The 21,624-nt window shown below is 44.7% G+C and carries 14 protein-coding genes; 4 read left to right on the top strand and 10 right to left on the bottom strand.

Annotation, left to right across the window (positions count from 1 at the left end; translation table 11 throughout):
* Together OL444_RS29500 and OL444_RS29495 are read left to right on the top strand one after the other, a co-directional pair.
* Positions 1-3,366, top strand: a complete 3,366-nt coding sequence (locus OL444_RS29500; RefSeq protein ID WP_264727307.1) for a TonB-dependent receptor — start codon at positions 1-3, stop codon at positions 3,364-3,366.
* Between the two features lie 21 nt (positions 3,367-3,387).
* Positions 3,388-4,170 (top strand): hypothetical protein, encoded by a 783-nt coding sequence (locus OL444_RS29495; RefSeq protein WP_264727309.1) that lies wholly within the window; start codon positions 3,388-3,390, stop codon positions 4,168-4,170.
* A gap of 116 nt (positions 4,171-4,286) precedes the next feature.
* Here the strand turns inward: OL444_RS29495 and OL444_RS29490 are convergent, their stop codons facing one another.
* From OL444_RS29490 to OL444_RS29445, 10 genes are all read right to left on the bottom strand, one after another.
* The gene (locus OL444_RS29490; RefSeq protein WP_264727311.1) at positions 4,287-5,081 is read right to left on the bottom strand and encodes an aminotransferase class IV; all 795 of its coding nucleotides are present in this window, start codon (positions 5,079-5,081) and stop codon (positions 4,287-4,289) included.
* Between the two features lie 232 nt (positions 5,082-5,313).
* On the bottom strand, positions 5,314-5,946 hold the full coding sequence (locus OL444_RS29485) for a hypothetical protein (RefSeq protein ID WP_264727313.1): 633 nt from the start codon (positions 5,944-5,946) through the stop codon (positions 5,314-5,316).
* Between the two features lie 187 nt (positions 5,947-6,133).
* The gene (locus OL444_RS29480) at positions 6,134-6,667 is read right to left on the bottom strand and encodes a uracil-DNA glycosylase family protein (RefSeq protein WP_264727315.1); all 534 of its coding nucleotides are present in this window, start codon (positions 6,665-6,667) and stop codon (positions 6,134-6,136) included.
* A 9-nt stretch (positions 6,668-6,676) separates the two neighbouring features.
* Positions 6,677-7,597 (bottom strand): helix-turn-helix transcriptional regulator, encoded by a 921-nt coding sequence (locus tag OL444_RS29475; RefSeq protein WP_264727317.1) that lies wholly within the window; start codon positions 7,595-7,597, stop codon positions 6,677-6,679.
* 33 nt (positions 7,598-7,630) lie between these two features.
* Positions 7,631-9,802, bottom strand: coding sequence for a DUF262 domain-containing protein (locus OL444_RS29470; protein WP_264727319.1), 2,172 nt, complete (start codon positions 9,800-9,802; stop codon positions 7,631-7,633).
* A gap of 1 nt (position 9,803) precedes the next feature.
* Positions 9,804-11,519 (bottom strand): DUF262 domain-containing protein, encoded by a 1,716-nt coding sequence (locus OL444_RS29465; RefSeq protein WP_264727321.1) that lies wholly within the window; start codon positions 11,517-11,519, stop codon positions 9,804-9,806.
* A gap of 338 nt (positions 11,520-11,857) precedes the next feature.
* Positions 11,858-13,597, bottom strand: a complete 1,740-nt coding sequence (locus tag OL444_RS29460; protein WP_264727322.1) for a SusD/RagB family nutrient-binding outer membrane lipoprotein — start codon at positions 13,595-13,597, stop codon at positions 11,858-11,860.
* A gap of 16 nt (positions 13,598-13,613) precedes the next feature.
* On the bottom strand, positions 13,614-17,156 hold the full coding sequence (locus OL444_RS29455; RefSeq protein WP_264727324.1) for a SusC/RagA family TonB-linked outer membrane protein: 3,543 nt from the start codon (positions 17,154-17,156) through the stop codon (positions 13,614-13,616).
* Positions 17,157-17,432: 276 nt separating this feature from the next.
* Positions 17,433-18,590: a FecR family protein gene (locus tag OL444_RS29450; RefSeq protein WP_264727326.1), complete on the bottom strand. Its 1,158-nt coding sequence runs from the start codon at positions 18,588-18,590 to the stop codon at positions 17,433-17,435.
* A gap of 71 nt (positions 18,591-18,661) precedes the next feature.
* On the bottom strand, positions 18,662-19,249 hold the full coding sequence (locus tag OL444_RS29445) for an RNA polymerase sigma factor (protein WP_264727328.1): 588 nt from the start codon (positions 19,247-19,249) through the stop codon (positions 18,662-18,664).
* Between the two features lie 438 nt (positions 19,250-19,687).
* Here OL444_RS29445 and OL444_RS29440 point away from each other — a divergent pair, with 438 nt between their 5' ends.
* Both OL444_RS29440 and OL444_RS29435 read left to right on the top strand, forming a co-directional pair.
* Positions 19,688-20,287, top strand: a complete 600-nt coding sequence (locus tag OL444_RS29440; protein WP_264727330.1) for an RNA polymerase sigma factor — start codon at positions 19,688-19,690, stop codon at positions 20,285-20,287.
* Positions 20,288-20,401: 114 nt separating this feature from the next.
* Positions 20,402-21,406 (top strand): FecR family protein, encoded by a 1,005-nt coding sequence (locus OL444_RS29435; RefSeq protein WP_264727332.1) that lies wholly within the window; start codon positions 20,402-20,404, stop codon positions 21,404-21,406.
* Positions 21,407-21,624: the final 218 nt, after the last annotated feature.

The raw sequence follows: 21,624 nt of genomic DNA, 5'->3' as shown, positions 1-21,624 counted from the left end.
ATGAAACTAACGCATCATTTGCGATGCACCCGGCATTTTTTTGCCCGGTGTTATGGGAGTATGTTGTTGACAGTGGTATTGTATGCCTGTCCTATGATTTGTGTGGCGCAACAAAATTACACTGTGCAGATAGAAAAAGGTTCTTTGGAAGCAGCCATTGTACAATTGCGTAAAGCTACCGGCGCCGTGATCGCCTACAACAGAACGGATATATCTTCGCTGCAGGTTTCCGCTGCTACTTACAACGGGCAAAATGTGGAACAGCTGCTGAAAAAACTGATCACCGGATTGCCCGTTCATTTGCAAAGAGAAGGTAGTACCTGGGTACTCCTGAAAGGAGCTATATCTGTGGAGCAGACAGCCCCGGGAAAGCCAGGCAGGATAAAAGGCCAGCTTATTGATGAAATAAATGGGGAACCGGTTGCTGGTGCTACCGTACGTATTGGAGATAAAGGTATCATTACGGATGCGGAGGGGAATTTTTCGCTTTCTCTTCCCAAAGGCAGCTATACGGCTACGGTTAGTTACATCGGGTATGGTACCAAGGAAATCAGCAGCATTACGATAAGAGATAACCAAACCTTTGACCTGCCCATCACCCTGAAAAGACAGAAGGGGAACCTGGCCAGTGTAGTAGTAACAGCCAGTGCCAACAAGGAGAGTATTGCTTCCTTTTATACCCGGCAAAAAAATGCAGCTACGGTAACAGATGGTATTTCTTTTGAACAACTCAACAAGTTACCTGATAATAATGTGGGCGCCACTTTGAAAAGAATCAGCGGTGTGGCGATTATCGACAATAAGTATGTGGTGGTACGGGGAATGACAGAGCGTTACAACCAGGCCATGCTGGACGGCATGGTATTACCCAGTACGGATGCCAATAAAAGAAACTTTGCCTTTGACCTGATCCCCAATGAAATGGTGAGTGAGATATTGGTCAACAAAACAGCTACACCTGACGCGAGTGCGGAGTTTGTGGGTGGACAGGTGATGATTAAGACGCTGGATATTCCTTCCAAAAACTTCACTACTGTCAGCGTAGGGGGAGGCAGCAACAGTCAGACCATTGGCAATGATTTCTACGGCCTTGGCAAAAGGCAGGCGGGAGACTACCTGGCAGTGGAAGGTGGTAATCGTAAAATACCCGACAATACCGTATCCTGGACAATGTATAATCAACAGGAAGATCCGTTAAAGGTCATTGTTGTCAATAATTATAAATATGGCTATGAGGGCGCTATAGAACAAAGCAAACGTTTTAATCCCGATGGATTCAGGTTATACAAAACCACTGCCTATCCTGCGCTTAATTTTAAATACATCATGGGTAGGGTGTATCAATTGAATACCGCACATAACAGCAGGATGGGGTTTACCGGAGGACTTACTTACCGTAACCATACACAGACGGATGAATTTATGACTACCCGCGCACTGGGTATGACCAACTATTTTCCTACTGATAGCGTGGGTAACGGGAAGGTGTATAATTTCAACACTATTGCCACCGTGTTGCTCAATGCAGGATTCAGCACCAACAAACATAAAATCAGTATACGGAATCTTTACAGCCGTAGTTTTTCGGAAGATTACTACCGCTCTCTGGAATTTAATGAAGATATGACGCGCGGCCGCCAACAAATTTCTTTGATAATGCCTGTATTTACCAACATACGGCAACACAAACTGGAAGGAGAGCACCAGCTTACTACCCATGGATTACTGGTAAACTGGTCCGCAGGTTTTGCACGTATGAACCAGCAGTATAATGATGTACGTAGTTTTCAGTACGGACCTACTTTAAATACACACGAAGATTATTACCAGAAAAGTGTACCCTCCAGTAATGGCGAAACACAGGCGTCCTGGTCATGGCCATACCGGATGTGGTCAGATGTAAAACAAACCGATTACACCTGGAGCATAGATGTAAGTCAACCTTTCCTGAAAGGGAAAAGCCTGGTGAAAATGGGATATACGGGCTGGAATAAACAACGCAGCCAGTCTATGCAGGTATTTAAAATTTATACTGCTTACCGGAAACTGGACGTTGAATATCTTCCTTATCATATTCAGATGGATGCGGATCATGTGGGCGTAAATAAAGGACAGACCTTTTACTGGGGAGATCTGGAGAATGGAGATCAGGCGTCATCCGGATCGGAATATCACGCTGTTTATATGATGCTGGATCAGAAAATACAGGATAAGCTGCGCCTGGTGTATGGGATACGTGCGGAAAACTTTGGCCTGGCCAATCAACAGCTGGCGGAACTGAGAAGAATAGCAGACTTTAAACAGCAATACCCCAATAATATCTACAATGGTGTGCAGCCGGTACTCACTGGTGAAAAAAACTGGAACTTCCTGCCTGCGGCTAATATCACCTACAGTATTACCAGCAAAATAAATCTGCGGGTAGCCTATAGTAAAACCATGATACGTCCTACTTTCCGGGAAACGACGGTGACCTCCTTTCCTGATCCTGCGCTTAGTGCTGTCATCAGCGGAGGTAATATCAGTAGTACTAAAATTACGAATAAAGATATCCGTTTTGAGTGGTATCCCGGTGGTGGAGATATGTTGTCGGTTTCAGCTTTTCATAAATACCTGGATAAACCTGTGGAACTGGTGGTGAATTCCGTCAATACTTCCCCCATCAGTATGTCGTACAAAAACCAGCATGCAGCTACCAATAAAGGGCTCGAGATGGAGTTCAGGAAAAATCTGGCCTTTATTTCCACCTTGTTGAAAAACGTCACGTTATATGGTAACGGCGCGTATTTTATATCCAGGGTAGAAACCATTAATATGGTAGATGATCCGGCTAATCCCGGTAAAAAGATGGAGCTGATCAAAGAGCTGGAAAGACCACTGATGGGACAGTCGCCTTATCTGATCAACCTGGGATTGGGATATGAAGACAATAGTTGCAGTGGCAATATTGTCTTTAACCGCACAGGATACCGCCCCAATTTTGCGGTAGATGGTAATCCGGCGCAATCAGAGTTCAGAGCTGCCTATAGCCAGCTGGATCTGCAGATTTCCAAAAAGCTGTTCCATAACAAAGCAGCATTCAAATTGAATATTACTAACCTGCTGAACAGGGAAGAGTTTTATTATCGGAATGCCTATGGTTATAAAGTTGGTACTATCAATGGGAAATACCAGATTATCAAACTAAAATATCTGGTGCCGGCAGAAAGCTATTTCCCTCCTGAATCTGGTCAGCAATTACCTAATTATAGCTATGGAGAATTTATAAAGCTAAATGATAACTATAGTGAAAATCAGGGTGATCAGAAAACCTATAGTATCAAAAGAGGGATTGGTGTCAATTTGTCTTTTACTTATAATTTTTAATATCCGTTCTAAATCATCATCATGAAACGAATCATACATTTTTTTATATTGGCCGGTGTTTTATGTATAAGTGGTGTTGCCTGCAGAAAGGATACAGCGGTAGATGATTTTATTGTATTCGGTGAACTGAATATCAGTAATAAAACAACCTATAATAACCTGGCTGTACAGCTGGAGGGAGTAGATAAACAATTGCCGGTAAGTGAGGTGAAATTGAAGCCAGGCCCCAACCAGTTGAAAGTATGGGGGCTGTCAGGTAATCCAAAAGATAAACCTGTTGCAATTTTTGATACCCTGTTGAACGTTACTGCAAAGAATATTTACAACTTTGTATTGTTTCAGTTGAATACAAATGACAAACCTGTTGTGATAATAAATAATCAGACAGATGAAGCTAAACCGGAGGCGGGTTTTATGAAAATAAAAATGGCCAATTTTGCATCACACTGTTTTCCCGGGAAAATAGATGTGTTGATGAAAATGATGGATTACAATTATGGCGACCTGGTAGATCTGGATGTGATTAAGCAGGTGCAATCCGGTTTCGGTAGTTTTGGAAAATACAAAACATTCGATCCCATCATGAGTGACGGGTCTATCATCTTTTATGTGGTAGATCCGGTGACCCAACAACCTTTGCACCGTGATTTTATCCTGGGGGTTGATATTATGAACTATGCCGGCCAGCGTTTTTATAATGTAATCACGTTATATATGACGGAAAAGGAGAGTAGCCGAGGAAATTTTACAGGCGATGACGGAAAAAAATATGAGGTAGAAGTAAAGTCTTTATTTTTGAATTGATAACCGGTATCATAAAAATACCTGCATATATTATGCAGGTATTTTTATGACTGGTCGTTTGTTAATACAACACTGCAGCATTTACCGCTGATAATAACTACCTGCTGCAAAAATCCTTACGGCCGTTCCCACGGTATTTGCTGATAAGCATCCCTGAGCTGCATCAACACACTGTTATCATTACTGAAATTCACCTGATCAATCTGGGCAATAGGCTGGCCAACGGTGATGGAGTTCAGGATAAAGGCTGCCCGGAACCTGGGCAGATCCTGCAGGTGTACCCGGGTTGTTTGTACCGGAATACCCGCCTGTTGCAACGTCCGCCGGAGCAATTGAAGGGTGATGCCTTCCAGCGCCGGGGTATAGGGGAAAACAAAGGTATCGCCATCATGAAAACCTATATTCCAGATAGATCCCTCAGAGATGTTGCCCGCAACATCTGTATACAACACATCATCGAATCCGCGAAGCCGGGCATTTCTTTTATGGTGCAGTAATGCTACGGCAATGCCGGCATGTTTGATGTGCGGCAGAAATCTTTCGTAGGGAGTTGTACTAACCCGGATGGGTTGGTGACTCATCTCTACAGGTGTTGATTGGGTGATCAATATCTGCAGGTCATCTGCCGAAATCTGTTTTAAATCTGCAGGGGTAGCAAAAATATTCACCCGCAAAGCACAATCTGGATATTCATCCAGCAGCAGGCGAAGATGTGCGGTTACGGGAGCGATGTCTGGCGCACAGCCAAAAAGAAAGCGGGAAGCCGTACGTAGTCGCTCCTGATGAAGGTCCCAGCCTTTGATACGCGCATTACGCGCCTGAATGGCAGTAAAGTGGCCGTTATTCAATGATAAAAGGAGCTGATGCGCAGCTGTCGTTACGGGTTGGCCGTTGATATATTGGCGTAGCATAGGTTTTCATTAATACGGTGTTCAAATAAAATGCTTGTCTGGTGGTAGTTGAACCACTAAAATATTTTTAAAGATAAGGGAGGAAGATGACTTCCGGCCAGTGATATTTAATAGAAAAATAAATGCGTGTATATATAACAATAATACGGTGTTTGCATCGCTGCTATGGCGCGGGATGCAAACACCTGAAGGCAACATTTTATGATTTTGTTAAAATATAAAAATGCTTTTTTTAAAACAGTGATCCCTGGAAATATTTGTTTTTCTCGTAACCAGCTACAGTACCTTTTTTACCAGTCAGCAGTACACTGCCTACATTAGAGAGTTTGGAGATCGGGATGGCATAGGTAATGGTATAGAACCGGCGTTTGTAATTGCTGCTCAGTGAGCCCAATTCCCAGCCTACACCAAACTGAACATCCAGGATCTGCAGACTGATCACCGGCGCAAAAATATTTCTTCTTACACTGTCGACATTATTCTGTGAAAACAGTACACCAAAACTGAGGCCTACATAATTTTTCATCCTGATGTCTACATCTTCGGCGTTTTCCGCTGTAATGATATCCTGCGACTTAACGGTAACTCTGCCAAAACTGACACCAATACCGGCGCCGATGGAATTAAAGTATTCTATCGAACCTTTGGAGTTGTCAGGGGCTTTATTTTCGTACAGGTTGAACCGTAAGCCCGGCAATACAAAGTTTGAATTCAGTGCCCAGCCATTATAGGTGATGTGCTGGGGTGTTTGTTCGGTTGATAAGGTCATTGATTTGGCCCGGGCCGCCGTTACCGCTTTAAATTGTGCGGATAGGGACAGGGCAGATAACAGTAAGGCAACGGTAAAGACAATTGGTGATTTCATTGGTTTAGGGTTTGAGGTGTAAAAAATGCGTAGAAATATAATATAAATATTTAATAAATAAACAAACCGTGGGGTTATACGGCTATAATGATCAATTTTGGGGTCTTAATAGGTTAATTAAAGATAAGTTATTAATACATGCTATGCATTCTTTGCGCGCATATTTCAGGTTTGTATAAAAATGGGTTTATTTATTGAAGAAATCACGCCATTCCTGTTGTTTGGCTGCAGTGTAAAACCGTGTCGGTGTAGAGATACATTGAAAATAGATGTTGTGTTGCAGACAATGCTGACGGATCGCATCAATGCGTATTTTCATCGTAGGAATGTCGGCAAAACTCTTCCGCGTCAGACATACTTTGCGGAGGTTTTTCAGGTGTTGTAATACCGCAATTACATCCCGCCATGTGGTCACCCGGCTATCCAGGAAAGCATCTGCATAGTTGGTTTCCTGTCCGGCTTCAATGGTTACGGTTTCAATAAGGTCAATAAAATCAATGTGGGCCGATTGCATAAAGGCCCGCTTTTCTTCCGGTGATTTTCCTTTCAGGTCTTCCTGCCCGAAGGCTATTGGTAACAAACGCCACAGATAATTTCTGTTTCTGCTATAAAAGAAATCTGCGGTATTTTTTGCAGTATCCGGATTAAAGGTGCCTATGATGAGGGTGGTAGTGGCAGCATCGATCTGATGCTGCCGGAATTTATGCGAAATGGTAATCATGGTGTACGGTTAGTCATATTGTGCAAAGGCCTCCTGATGGGCTGCTTTGATGGTTTCCACCAGAGAGGCAGGCGCCAGTACCCGCATCTCCGCTCCATAGGAAAGCAATTCCATAATGAGATCATGCGTAATATACAGGAATAATCTTACCTGCAGTTCATCCGCATTGTCTACCAGTATTTCCTGGGTTTCATGCAGTGGTAATGTTTTGATGTACTTGCCCTGATGCGGATCAAAAGACAGGATGATTTCTTGCACGGTTTCATCCGCAGGACTGATAATACCGAAGCAGTTCCGGAAATAAGCTGCTACATCATAGGCAGCAGGTAACACAAAATCGTTGCCGGTAACATCCAGTGCGGATAAGCGATCCAGGGCAAATGTTTTGATGTTGTTGTCTTTCCGGTCTTTGCCCAGCAGGTACCAGCGGTTCTTAAACTCTTTTAAAGCATAGGGGGCAAGGGTTCTTTCGGTAGGTACCTCTTCCCAGAATTTCTGATAACTGAAATGTATTTCCTGTTTGTTTTTGATGGCATGCAACAGGGGCGACAGGTTTTCTGTACCCTGCGGTCGTCTTTTTTCCAGATGGATATAAGGCGACAGCTCATGCGCCAGGTTGAGGGAGTTGAACATGTCAAAGGATTCCATCATCCGCTGGAAATTCATGTTGCTGCTCGTTTGCTCCGCGATGGCATAACCTTTCGCTATCCGGGAATAGGAGACATCGATCCCGAAAATGTTTTTGATTTCCCGCAGGTCGCGTTGCAGGGTGCGTTTGGAAAACCCGATATCAAGCGTGTCGTCCTGCATCTGCAGGTAGCCCAATTGGTTTTCCATATAACGTTTTAACTCTTCGTAGCTGCTGTGCGGTGTGGCTTTCAGCTTTTTCAGGATCAGTAGGTACCTGGATATATAGCCCCGTTTTGACATGTCTGTTATCTGTATAGGTAAATGAAAAATGTTTTAGTTAAAGCGGTTAATGACTTCTTCCGGATGATCGTAATATTCGATACCATTGGTATCAGTTAGTTTATATTTCCATTGATCATTTACTTTGCAGTAAATTATTCTGATGGTATCGTTGTCGATAGAAATGTATTTTTCTTCTGCCACCGATCTTTGTGACATATACCGAATATGCTCTCTTTTAGCGGCGAGTTTTTTATACAGCGCAAATGAGTAGTATTCATAATGATAGCCATTGGTAGCCGATGATTCGAGTATTAGTATGTCATTTTTATCATTATCATTCCGCCGGATAAATCGAGAGCTACCGGAGTGGATTAAGATAGAGGATTCCTTTATAAAATGATAGCTCCAGTCCCGTGTATGGTATGTGTCTATCACTTGCTGCAGGCTGTTTTCAATTGCATTCAAATCAATCTGATCCAGCAACATTTTTACATAATTTCTGTTTTCCTTATTATCCCTTAATAATCTCTTCCAGCTGATATCCCTTTCGGAGTTGATTAGGAAACTATGGTTTCTTCCTTTCGTCAGCAAATAATCGCCTTTTGCCAGTAGGGCACGTTCCCACAGAAAATCACGGAATGGCGCTAATCCTTTATCGTTAAATATTTTAGCGGCTTTTTCATAATAGGTCTGAAATAAAGGCAATGCCGTACCGGATGTATCATCGGTAGCAGCTACACCGGCAAAATGCAGGAGGAAGCCTATTTGCCCCTTGAAGTAGCCATGGTTTTCTGCTTTGGTAATGGCTGTTTCCCACGCTTGCTCCCTTAATATCAACCGTGCTTTTAGTCTTTCTTCTTCTACCTGTATGCCCGGAAAACCACTGATCACCTGTTGGGTGTTGGCGAGGTAGGTGAGTATATCTAATGCATGCGGTAGCAAGGCATCGATCGCTTTAAGAGAGGCCGCATATTCGCCTGCATCGTTGTAATAAGTGAGACGGCTGCCTTCTACCAGATTCCGGATAACCCGCATCCAGGTGAGTAATGCAGCGGTGTCATCGTATTGCGTAATAAACCGCGTGAAGCCGTAGAAAAGAACCAGCTCGGGATAGCCCAGGTTATTGTTGATAACGCCGTTGAAAAGTGCTGTTTCATCTATCAGTATTTGATCCGGCAGATAGGTTTTAATAGTGCTTTCTCCGTTTTTAAGTTTATCCAGCAGTTGTATAACATACGTTACATAAGCGGGATCAAAGCAGTGCCATTCTTCATATCTGGCGAAAGAGACCGTTTGTTTGTTATCTCTCAGCTGTTCAATCTGTTTTCTGAATTCCTCATTCCGATTACTGTCTGTTGTTGTTTCATGTCTGGCGGCATAATGATTGGTGGCCGTTACACGGAAGAAATTCAGGAAAGCCGTATCAAAAATGTGTGTTTGCTCGTCGCGGTAATTCCAGAACAGATCCGTCCAGTCGCCATCTATTTTGTTTGAAAATTCTTTCTGATAGTAGGTATTATTGGTTTTGTCCAGGTCTCCTATATACTGTTCAAACTTTGCTTTAAAGTTTTCGAAATCTGTTAAGGGTTTACCCCTGGCATTCATCTTAATGTAGAGTTTATCCGTAAGCCCAAAATCTTTCAATTCGATCGACTGAAAAGTAATGAGGGCTGGATGGTGCTGGGTAAGCTTATTAAAATAACCGGTCGTCTGGTTGAATTTTTCGTGGATACAATCCAGCATGACCAGCATAGATTGGATCGTTGGATCTTTTACCCAGGCCAGGAAAAACCAGGTGGCATTTTTTATGACCTCGCTGAGTGCGCCCTTCACCGTGGCCATATCTGGTGCGCTGTTCACCAGTGCCACACAGAATTCCCGGGAACTGGACCGCGTTTCATAGGTGAATTTTTGCAACACGGCTTTTGCCTGCTCATGCTGGTTATCTTTCACCGCTGTATACCAGTGCAACAAAAATAAGGTGGTTAATCTTTGCTGCCCGTCCAGCGGAATAAATTTTCCCCGGGTATAATTGCCATATATAAAATCAATATCGAGCGGATGCGCGGCATCAAGATGTTTTTTGATGGTATCGAGGAAGGCGTGCCGGATTTCTCCGGCGGTATCCCGCCCCTGTGCATAATCCCGTTGAATGATGGGAATTTCGATACCATCGTTTTCATCTCCCAGTAAAGTCCAGAAAGTATATGTTGAGTTTGACATCTTAGTTATTTTGTAAAGGGGAAACAATATATTTTTTTAAGGTAGCAACAATGGCTGCGAGATAATCTTCCCGATCCTTTCTGCTGAAATGTGTCATGTGGAGAGATACTTCCTGACTGTAGTATTTCAGGAAAACATTCTTCGTGCAGATAGGAATAAAAACGCCAGCCTTGTCTTTCGTAATAATTGTTTTCCGCTTTACCGGAAATACGGCATTTTTATACCCCCTGTTGATGGGAGTATTCAGTAAGGCGAGATTGGAAATATCATTCACATCCACATCATCTCCCTCTTCTGTGTATTTGTCCACAACACGGTTATATAGTTGTGCAAACGCATCCGGTGGCAGTTGTTTGGGAGGGGTATTTAGAAAATCAGTGATGGCAGTTTGCAGCGAGGGATCCTCCATTTGTAGGTGATCCAGTACATCCTGTAGCCAGTTGCACTGATGTTCGCGGCTCTCGGGCATTTCAGACTGTACGGCATGTATATGTTCTATATCCCATTCTTCTGTCTTAAACCTGTGAAAAGGAAAATAAACGTGTGAGGCGGTATTGGCCAGCAGGGTTTCAATATTAAATAACAATAGTACTTTCCGGATGGTATTGTTATGTTCTCCATACGTCAGTTTGGTGATCGGAGCTTGAATAGTTTGTGCAATACTGTTTTCCAGATAAGCTGTAAAGTCGGCCCGGGAAGTAAGTTTAGCAGCAGCAGCTTTAATAGTGGCGATGGAAGTACCGGTAGCTACCAGATAACCTATCTGATGATATAAGGTCCTGTTCTGGTACCATTCCTCCAGGGTCATGTAATATTTTTTGATGCGTAGCCATACCGCATCAATCTTGTCTTGTTGAAGATCTTGCTGAAATTTTCTGAAGGTGTAAAAATCATCTGGCTTAAGTGGTTTTTCTGCCATCAGATCAAAAATGAATTCAATACGGGTGGCATATTTTTTTTCACCGTTACATAAGAAATACCAGAATGCATCGTCCTGCAGCGCATATTCTATTCTATCCCATTCTCCGGCTATTTCCAGTTGTTTCAGGCGGATTTCTTCCGGATGATCGGGAAAGTTGCTGCTTTGCAGAAAGAGGGCGCGTATCAGTTCTGCATTGGTCAGGGCAATTTTCCCCATGTTGATGCGGGTAAAAATATCAATGGGATCTGTGTCGTCATTGATCTGATACCAGATAATATTTACCTTTTTCAACAAAACCGGATAGAGTGTGGAGGCCATCAACCCTTCATCTCCTTTTTTTTCAAACCACGTACGTACGGCGCGGTGTGCCTCACATATATGATAGTAGTCTATATTTTTTTCTTTTTTGCTTTCATCTATTTCGATGAGAAACTGTTCGCTGTTGGGGCGTGTTTCAAAAGTCAGCGTAAAGCGGGAGGCCGCTTTTTTATTGAAGATACTATTGGTAATGTAGGAGATGATGATGTAGATAGTTGTTAAACGTTGTTGTCCGTCTATGACTTCCCATTTATCTTCCTTTTTCTTTACCACTACGGGTTGCAGACAATAAATGTCCGTTTGTTTTTTCTCTTCCCTGTTATCAAATTCCAGCAGGTCATCCAGCAGATCTGTTACCTGTTGAGCCGTCCAGCGGTAGCCCCGCTGATAGGAGGGAATAAAAAACTTTTCGGCCTGTTCTGCCGGACCAGGGGCAAGGTCCTGTATGGTTTTTAGTGTCAGCTTGTTTTCGGGCATCGATGGTTTGGTTATGGGTGAAGGAAATACAGCCCGGTTACGGACTGCGAAATGCTGTTTGTTGTAACAAAGATAGCAGCAGGATGCGCCAGACTATGTCGCGGTAAAATTACCGGTCATCAAATGTTGGTTATTGTTGAATGGTCGGGGAATCGAATGCATCATGACAAAAAAAATGATACTAGATAAGATAGCGCTATGTCTATTAAAGTTAACTAATAATCCTTCATCCGGCGTGTACAACAACTTTGACTTTTATGTAGTAGAATTACTACATCGCATAAAAAAGCCAACCCCGAAGGGTTGGCTGCTGTTTTGAATCGTATACAAGTGCTCCGCTATTCGTAATTATAATTATCCCAGTACGGATTTTTACTCCGTACATTGACAGGTACCCAGAATATGGGGGTAGTCGTATTATTCTGTGCCGCCACTTTGGAAAAGTTATCCGGATTGTTGGTCAACTCTATGGTAGGGTAGTGTACCCGCTCTGGCATTGGTTTCCATACCGATGTACGCCAGGTAAATGGTTCAAGTTTAGGATGCCGTGTTCTTCTCAGCTCTGCCCATAATTCATACGGATGCAGGATGTTCAGGTGAATAAACTTCTGCTGCATCAGTATTTCCATTTTATCATCTACAGCAGGTGCTGCAGCGAACTTATCCTTGATACGGTCTGCCCATGCATTGATGATGGCATCTGTGGGCTTGGTGGGATATAGTAAGGAGTCCAGCGTACCTCTTTTGTATTGGCTGAGCTGATTGATGGTATACCAGAAATTAACCGAGTGGCGTACTTCATCTTTGAGGTGTTCTTCGGCTGATTTACCGGTATTGGCCAGTCCTTTCAGCGCAATTTCTGCCAGCAAGAGGTCCAGTTCTCCGAGAGAAGCCATGTACACCGGCATATTCACGTTGTTGTGAAAGGTTACATGACTATACATGGACTTGGCATTGGTGGTCAGGGAGGAGTTGATATTATCTGCAAAAGCATAATACCGTTCTCCTTTGTCGTATAGTTTGGTTTGTGCTTCTATATTGGCAGAAACACCACGGTAGTCTTTGTATTTGGTGGGCATGGCCAATACAGGCAGTCGGGGATCATCTTCTCCCTGTTTATAGGCGGAGTCTCCGTAGTTTAATCTTTTCATGATAATATCGGGGATGAAAGCGGCGTAGGTATTTTCATACAGGCCCCGTTGCCACGTGCCGCCACTCTTTACATCTACCGCATACCAGAGCGTCCAGGTAAGATCCTGGGTGGGAAGCGGTTTGCCCAGTGTTGCCTGTATCAGCGGCCGGGCGAAGGCTTCATCCACGCCGGCGATTCTGACCAGAAGTTTCAGCCGGGTGAAATTGGCAAAAGCTGTCCACCGGCTGATATCACCTTTGAATACCACGTCCTGTTGTTCAAATACCGTTTTGGCTGCAGGAGAGATCTTCGCGTATACTAACGGTAAGGAATCTACGATATTACCCATGTCCTTGATAATGGAGGTATAGATTTCCTTCGGGTCGTCATATTTCGGAAACAGGTACTGGCTGCCGTTTCGGGCGCCCTGGAAGGCATCGAAGTAAGGAATGGAGTTGAAGAGATCCACCAGTTTGGCGCTTTGATACAGCTTTACCAAGGTGACCAGTTTCAGGTATAGTTCTCCATCCTGCCGGAGTTGTCCGCTACGCAGGTATACAGAGTCCCGGATAGTTTCGTAGTTTTTTAGTTTGGTATAACTGTTTTCAAAAAAGGCCTGGCCGGAGATGGGGAAATCATCAAAGCCATTGCCGCTTACCAGGTCGTTGTAATTGCCGAACCAGTCGTAGCGATAGGATACATAACGTTGGGCAATCTGTTCGTAGCCGGTGATACCGGTACCGCCATTGAGGAGGTAGTACCATTCTCCATAATCCTGCACGAAAATTTTATTGTTGGTGACCAGCTGGGTAAACATGCCAGGCACTACATCGGTAACATTACCGGTGAGCCGGTCCGGATCATAGAATCGGTCTTCTGTATCTTTTTTACAGGCACTGAAACCGGCTGTAATCAGGAGGGCAATATATATGCAAGCTTTTTTCATGATGTCATTTTTTACGTTAGAAGGCTACGTTTAATCCAAATGAATAAGTACGTTGGGAAGGGTAGATGGTGTTTTCTACATACACATCTGCGCCCAGTGCGCCTTCCGGATCTATGTTGGGAATCGATTTATAGATATAGAAGAGATTACGGGCGGCTGCGGTGAGCGTGAGCCGTTGTAATTTCATTTTTCTTACCCACGCTGCCGGCAGGTTGTAGGAGAGGGCGATCTCTCTTACTTTGATATAGTTGTTTTTAAACAACCGGTCTGGCGGAAAGGACGTGGCCAGGTCGTTGGCGTAGCTTTGGTAATAGGAAGTAGCGCTGGTCAGCCGGTCATTGGGCACATACTTACCATCAGGACCCATTTTTACACCGGGGAGAATCATACCATCATGGTATACCCGGCCATTGGAAGCGTTGGCAGGCGCTGCTAAGTTATGTTGCCACGGAATTTTTTTACCATCGCCATCGATGTAGTAGGCGAGGCCACCGCTGGCTTCATCGCGGTAGTCCAGGGTGCTTTCCAGCTGCCCGGTACCGGTGAGGCGGTTGTTGGTATAAGAGAAGATCGTACCGCCATATTTATAATCCAGCCCGATACGGAAATTGAAATCCCCGTACTGAAAATCGGAAATGAACCCACCGTATATTTTCGGCATCACGTTGCCGCCGGAAATGGTTTTCTGGTTATTTAATGCATACAGCCCGTTGTTGTCTACCACTTTGTTGCCGGCATCATCGCGGAGATAATCATACAACAATATTTCCCCGTATGGCCGGCCTTCGTCTGCATGAATGGAGGCTGCAGAACCGTTGATCAGGTTACTGACCGGATTATTGGTAACACCGGGGTATAAACGGGTAACCATAGAACCCTGGCTGGCAGCATTCAGGGTAAGGTTCCAGCGATAGTTTTTACCCAGCAGCGGCGTACCTGTTACGGCCAGTTCAAAGCCCCATGCTTTTACATCGCCGACATTGATTTTTAAACCTGTGGAGCTGGAGGCCGGAGAAATAGGCAGACTGAAGATCTGATTATACCGGTGATTGGTATAAAAGGAGAAGTCGAGGGTAATTCTGTTTTGCGGCAGGAAGGTGTTGTTGATACCAATTTCAAATTCCCGTTTGCGTTCCGGTTTTAACGCGCCTGGCAGCAGGGCGGCAGGTGGTGCAATACTCAGGGCGGTGGTATTGGCCAGGCGGTTGAAACCATATTGGTTATTGGCAAAATAACGGTTGGTACCATTACCTACATCGGCCCAGGATAACCTTAACTGGCCGGTATTGACAGCCGGAATGCGGAAACGTTCCGTATAGTTCCAGGTCAATGCGGCGCCGGGATAAAAGTATTTATTGTTTTCCGGCGGCAACGTAGAGTTCCAGTCCTGGCGGCCCTGCAGTTCCAGGGTGATTTCATTTTTCCACGACAGGGCGGCGGAGGCGAGCATGCTGTACAGTACGTCGTTGCCGCGGGTATAGTTACGCAACAGGTAAGCGTTACTGGTGTTGGGAGTACCGGATTCGTTGGCGAAAGAATACCAGTTGGCAAAGTTTAATCCGCCGATGGTGTTGGTGCCCAGGTAGTCCACGGTGCGCAGCCGGTATACACCGCCGGCGAAGGCGAAGAGATGGAGGTCGTCGTGGAGGAAGGATTTATTATAATTCAGTAAGGCCTGATAGGTTTGGGTAGTCGCATTTTCCTTGGCAACGCCAAAGCTGCCGCCATCTACACTGGGTAATATTCTGGTCACACTTTTTTCTGTGGTATAGTTGGTGTTGTCGTAGTCCAGGCCTGCTTGTCCTACCAGGAATATATTCGGTGTGAAGTTCAGTGTTACCTTGGCGGAGGTGATCATATGCAGTTTGTCGTCCTTGTAGCGATTGTTGCGTTGGTTCCATTGGAACTCGCCGAGGTTGCTGAAAGCAGTAGGTACGCCGGCATTGGAAAGATCCCGTTTGTAGCCGGTGGCGTCGGTGTAGAAAGGATATATTTTGCTGAAGTCATAATCTACCGGAAATCCCCAGGCAACGGATTGCCCGTTGGCATCGCGGCGATTCTGGGTGGTGACGTTGTAGATGTTGGAGATGACTTCAAACGTCGCGAGTTTGGAAGCTTTGATATTCCCGCTGAAACTGAAGGTATTTCTTTTCTGCCATGCGTTGTCACCGGCGATGTCGTGGTAGTTGTAATTGGTATAGGAGGCACGCAGGCTACCTTTTTCATTGCTGCCGGAGATGGCCACGTTGCCGGTAGTGGAATGTCCGGTTTGAAAGAGCGACATGAAGTTGCCGGTATGCGCGCTGTTTTTAACCATTGTGCTGTCGTAGAACATCACATCGGCATCGTCAAAGGCGGGACCGAAGCTGAAACGTTTGTTGGGCAGCATGCGTGTTTTACGGCCGTTTATGGTGGCGTAAACCGTGTCGTAGAGGTTGTCCCCCAGGCCATATTTATTTTGCAGTTTCAGGTAGGAAACCGGCTGTTCTATGGCATACTGGAAGCTGCCGGTCATACCCAGTCCCTGGGCGTTGCGGCCGTTTTTGGTGGTGATGAGCATCACGCCGTTGGCCGCATCACTGCCATATAATACGGTGGCTTTGGCGCCTTTCAGGATATCGATAGACTCAATATCTTCCGGGTTGATATCGTTGATGCCGGCGCCATAGTCAAAGCCTTGTCCTACGCTGCCGCCGATAGCTGTTTTCCGGTCGCTGAGGATGACACCATCCACTACAAAGAGGGGGCGGGTGTTTTGATCGGGGTTCATACTGGCCGCACCGCGGATGTTGATTTTGATGCCTCCCTGCGGACCGGCGGCGCCAACGTTAACGCCTACACCGGCGGCTTTTCCATAGAGGGCAAGGAAAGGGTTCATGGTGCTGCCGGCTTTGGTCAGTTCTTCTCCTTTCACGGTGCTGATCGCATAGCCGAGCGTTCCTTTGGGGCGTTTGATACCGAGTGCCGTTACCACCATTTCATTGAGGCCGCTGGACGCGGGTAGGAGGGTCACGCGCAGTACTGTGTTGTTGCCAACGCTGACAGATCTTGGTTCAAATCCGATAGAGCTGAATACCAGTATCACTGGTCCATCGGGTACTTCGATGCTGAACCGGCCCTGCGGATCGGTGGCGCCGCCGGTGCGGGTGCCTTTGATCACGTAGGAAACACCTGGAATAGGGTTGCCGGAGCTATCCTGTACAACGCCTGTTATTCTACGTGTAGCCGGTTGCGTTAGTGAGACTGCCGGAGCGGCAGCTTCTTTTTCCCGGATGGCAATAACCTTTCCAATGATTTCATAGCTGAGTGGCTGGTGCTGAAATACGAGTTGCAGCACTTTTTCCAGCTCCATGTTACGTACATCGATATCTACCGGTTTACTTTTTTTGAGGATGGCATCTTCATACCAGCATTTATACCCGGATTGTTTTTTGATTGCTTCCAGGACCCTTTGCAGGGGCGCATTTTTTTGAGATAAGGTAATAGGCTGTGCGTATGTTTTTGCACTGAGCTGCAGGCAGGTCACTGTTAATAACAGGACGATCAGTTTGAGCTGCATAACCAGTTGTTTTTTAAAGGAGAGATGAATACCTGTCCTGTGATAGATGCTGGTGGACAAAAGCCCCGGGACATAGGAGGGCTTTGCATGACAATTAGATTGCATACATTTGCATTGTTTGAGTTTAGTGAAATCGGGATTCCTGCTGATCACTGAGCTGAACCTGTGCCAGGGGTGGGTGAGATCACTCCTGGTTTTTTTTCAGATCAGTGTGGCGGCCGTTTTAAGGACCTTTGCTCATGGTATTGGTTTTTGGTTGATACTGATTACAGCCGGTTACGGCATTACGACGAGCTGATTACCTTCCATGCTAAAATGAATCTTACTTACCTCCAGCAACTTTAATAATTCAGTCAGCTGCGCATCTCTGGGGATGTCACCGGTGAAGGTGCGTTCCGGGATATGACCATTGTATACTACTTCTACATCATACCATCGTTCCACTTGCCGCATAATGGTCCGGATGTCGGCACTTCTGAAAGAGGTGAATCCGTTTTTCCAGGCAACGGCCAGTTCCACGTCTGCGTTTTCTATTACCTGCAGGTCACCATCTGCGGGAAACAGGGATTGTTCGCCTGGTTTCAGGAGGCGGGATTCCTGTTGCCGGCTTACTTTTACGGCCCCTTGTAATAAGGTGGTTTTTACAGCGGTTTCGTTTTGGTAGGCCATGATATTAAATCGTGTACCCAATACCGTTATATTGGTGTTGTTGGCAATTACTTCAAATGGTTGTCTGGCATTGTTGCTTATTTCAAAATAGGCTTCTCCGCTTAATTCCACCTGCCTGGTTGTGGTGGTGAAGGCCGTTGGGAACTTCAGGGAAGAAGCGGCATTCAGCCATACTTTGGACCCATCAGGCAACAGCAGTTGGTATTGCCCGCCTTTCGGTGTGCGTAACAGATTATAGCTAATGGCCTGGCCGGTATTACCTGTGTTTTTATGATAGATCAGTTGTCCTGCTGTTGTATAAAAAGGTAAACTGTCTGGTGATTTATTAATATGGCTATCGAGTGTAATGGTGGCGCCACTGGCGAGTGTTAAGGTCGCTTTGTTACTACCGGGAGCCATCCTGGCTGCCGGGTTGTTGCCAGCGGTCAGTGGCGGTATTTTATTTTTTTTATGTCCGTTCAATAATAACCAGGTGCCCCCGGCAATCAGCAATAATAGCACAGCAGCAGCCCATAGTGGGCGGTACCAGCGTTTTACCGGCCGAAGGATGGTGTTGTGCTGACGTGCCGGTATAGGAGCCGGCAGTGTTGAAAACAAGGTGCCATCTGCATCGGCAGATTGTATCCAGGCTTCTTCTATCATCAGCTCCAGCTGCGGATCATTTTCCGCGGCCTGCAGAAAAGCGCTGAGCGCTTCCAGTTCTTCCGGTGTGGCAGTGCCATTAGCATAGCGGTTTAATAGGTATCGTAACCGGTTGTTGTTCATCTGGAAAATTATGATGCTATCTATATGACAGCAGGAAGAGAAGAAAAGAGGTAATGCGGTGAAAAAAAATTTCAGAGTGGCCGGGAAGTACAGGAGAATAGCAACAGGGCCGGTAGTTCCGGATGAGCGAGGGCATAGTTCCGGATAGATCGTAATGCCAGCACCATATGTTTTTTTACGGTTTCCAGGGAAATAGACATCCGCGCGGCAATTTCGGCCTGCCGTAATCCTTCGTCGCGACTGAGCAGGTATACTTTCTGTTGCTGGGCCGGCAGTTCAGCAATGGCCTGTTCAATAATCTGCCGGTAGTGGTGGCCGGGATGTTCATCGGTATGTGCACTGGTCGTGGCTACATTCATTTTCCAGGCCTGATGCTGTGCCAGTTCGCGGCCGAGTTTTTTCAGATAGGAAAGGGTATAGTTCTTCGCTACTACATACAGGTAAGGATGGAATTGTTGTACGGCTGACAATTTTTCTCTTTTCTCCCATATGCGTATAAATATTTCCTGTACGATTTCTTCTGCGAGTGGGAGAGAGCCGGTAAGCCGCAGTACAAAGTAACCAAGCCTGTTGCGGTAGGTATGGAATAATTGCGCAAATGCTGATTCATCGCCCTGCGCGACACGGCATAGCAAAGCTTGTTCACTATTTGATTGCACGTTATTCAAATTATAGCAAGATGCCCCCCTTGAGCTGATTTGGTTGATATGCTGTAAATATAGTTATTCTTGTCTTGATAAAAAATGATAATTGTAAATCGGTTGATCCGTACTTTTATGGTTTATTATCCGCATATAAAAAGAAGTATTATTTTCCGGTATATATACTGCAACTATCTGATCAGGATAGGAATATGGGAAAAAATGCGCTGAATGGCTATTGCAGTCAGGTTGAAAATGGGCCCCGGTTTATGTTAACTGTTCTTACTATGTATATAATAATTTATAATTATAATTAATACGAATTTAATTATTAAATAATAATATTTGTTACTAATTTATACCTGAGAACTGGTGGCCATTGTCGTTGGGAAACCCGGCTTTTTCTAGCCATATAAATTGTATTCCACTTGGTATGATTTATATAAAAGAAGTGATATGAATATAATAGATGCTGAACTGGTATTGCGATTACAGAAAGATGAAGTAAGCGCATTTGATAATTTATACTGGAAATATCACCAGGCTGTATACCGGAATATTTTCAAATTCGTTAAAGATGCCGGCGCCACAGAAGATATTTTACAGGAAGTATTTACACGCCTGTGGGAGAAGCGGCAGGACATCCAGTCAGACCAGTCTGTAGCAGGGTGGTTGTTTGTGATTAGTTTTAATTTATCAGTGAACTATGTCCGGAAAAAATTACGGGAACAGGATCTGCATAAAAAACTACTGGTACTGGATACCGAAGACGAACGGGCATTGGACCGGAAGAATATAGACGAAGAACAGTTTAGTTTATTGGAACAAGCTATTGCGATGTTATCTCCCAAGAAGAGAACCATTGTTACCCGCTGTAAACTGGAAGGTAAAACCTATGATGAAGTAGCCCACGAACTGAATATTTCCCGGAATACCGTAAAGGAACATTTGTCTGAAGCTATGATTAAGCTGAATGATTATATGCAACGGCATGGTGACCACAAATACATTTTTCTATTGTTACTGTTTCTGAACTATCAAGGACCATCTCATTAATACTAACCATTAAGTATATTATCATTAAAAAAATGTAAACATTATTAAAAAAAGATTAAAAAAGACCCCCCCGTTTTTGGGACCCCGGTGTATTTACATTAAACCGTCACGATAGTGCACAACAGAAAGGAATATCTCAAAGAACTGTTACACGCTGATAAATGGTCTGCTACAGAACAACGGTGGATGTTGCAGTATTTGGATAGTAACGATCTGTCGGAACTGGAATCGATAGCGGCAGAAGAGTTTCAACAGACAGGAGAAAACGTTACTGCAGTACTGGATAAACCAGTATCTGAACGGTTGCTGAAAAGCATCCATGCACGTATCAGCTTCCCCGGAAAATCTTCCCGGAATGTTATCGCTCTTTACGGAAAAAGCGTTGCCGCAGCCGCCATCCTGTTATTGCTGGCAGGAACTGCCTGGTATACATTGTCACACAGGCAGGAAAAGGCGCTCGTATTATCATCTCAATCGGCCCGTAGAATAGTAACATTGCCCGATGGTTCCGTTGTACACCTGGAAAAAGGCGCCACTATTACCTATCCGGCGAACTTTGGCCAAAAAAAACGCGAAGTACAATTAAAAGGAGAAGCTTATTTTGAAGTTAACCACAACGCAGGCCACCCTTTTATCATTACTTCTGACCTGATCAATACCACTGTACTGGGAACTTCTTTTAACATGGAAGTACAAGGTGGAAAAGAAGCCAAAGTAGTAGTGGTATCCGGTATGGTACAGGTGAATACCCGTAATGGCAACAACCAACATGCACAACTGGTACTAACAGCCAACAAGAGTGCCGTGTATAACCGGGCAGCCGGTAAACTGGAATTACACGATGCCACAGACGATGCCCGTTTTTTTTCTCAGAAAAGGAATGGTAAATTTGTTTACAAAGGATTACCCCTCGCAGCAGTAGTGGAAGACCTCCGGCGATTTTACAATGTACCCGTACAAACCAACGGAAAAATAGCCCAGTGCAACTTCTATGGCGACTTTAGTACAAATGATGATTTAGAAAAAGCGCTCAATTTAATTGCGCTGACCCTTAATGCCAGAATCGAAAAGAATAATAACAACAACGGATATACGATAGTAGGTGGAAGTTGTAGATGATTAACCAATTAAAAAACCCGTTAACCAATTTTTCAAAATAAGAAAACTCCAAGCAACCCAGTTGAGTCTTGATCGTTTAAAAAAATAACTGATTGCTGGTATACTATCCTGGTGGCCTTTAGCCTGAAATACTTTTCATGCCTGGTTACTTTTTCTTGATTAAATACGCGTGTATTTAATACGTGGCTGCCTATTGCCAATACGTGCCATTTCAATTA

Origin of the sequence: Chitinophaga nivalis (genome assembly GCF_025989125.1) — a bacterium.
Taxonomy (GTDB): Bacteria; Bacteroidota; Bacteroidia; order Chitinophagales; family Chitinophagaceae; genus Chitinophaga; species Chitinophaga nivalis.
Note: the sequence above shows the minus strand (reverse complement) of the source record. Positions and strands in the feature narration are given on the sequence as shown.